The sequence below is a fragment of the Vibrio sp. D173a genome (assembly GCF_030248475.1).
This window is the reverse complement of the sequence record NZ_JAHGAH010000602.1, coordinates 1-835: the sequence shown is the minus strand read 5'-3', so window position 1 is coordinate 835 and position 835 is coordinate 1. Positions and strand designations below refer to the sequence as shown.

Below are 835 nucleotides of genomic sequence, written 5' to 3'. Positions count from 1 at the left end.
AACGGGGGCTTGGTCCGAATGATTTTTTCTCGGATGTGCGTTAGTTAGGTTTTCCGATAGACGCCAATCTTTACCAATTGCGTGACCACACTGTAGAAGCGGCAGTTGTACCTGCTTGTCTTGTTGAACAAATGGAAGGTGAAGGATTATTGGAAGAGGGACAATTGCGGGTGTTAAGTCCGCTTGAACTTCCTCAAACCGACTGTGCGGTGTCAACGCCGTTGTACCCAAACTGGTCATTTGCTAAAACCGAACGAGGGTCGTCGACACTGGCGAAGCAAATAAGCCGAGCCTTGCTTTCTATGCCGGAGGAACATGCTGCGGCGATTGCTGCCAAAGCCTCCGGTTGGACATCTCCGGTCAGTCTGCTGTCTATTGATAAACTCTATCAAGCAATGGATCTCCATCCACTGCAACAACCTTGGTGGAGAGAAGCACTTCGTTGGTTGCGCTTGCATCAGGAGTGGGCATGGGCTCTGTTCCTGTTTGTGATTGTACTCAATGGCTATCACTTCTGGTTGGAGTACCGATTTAGCAAAAGCAAAAAGGCGCTCGAGGCAACTTTGTCTCGTTTAAAGGAAAAGAGTGAAATGCTGGAACACTCACAACGAGTGGCTATTGTTGGTGAATTGGGTAGCAGTCTGGCACACGAGATCAACCAGCCTTTGGCCGCAATTAGAAACTATAGCGAAGGAGGTTTGTTGCGCTTAGCCAAGAAGCGTCCACATGAAGATATTGTTCCGGTATTAGAAAAAATCCAGACCCAAGTAGAGCGTGCCGATGCGATCGTTTGTCGCCTTCGAACCTTGATTAAAAAGCGCAGTGTCGACATGGC

At 48.6% G+C, this 835-nt stretch carries 1 pseudogene; it reads left to right on the top strand.

The window, feature by feature from the left end:
- A pseudogene (locus KIV40_RS27835) lies at positions 1-835 on the top strand (histidine kinase dimerization/phospho-acceptor domain-containing protein); the annotation flags it as partial.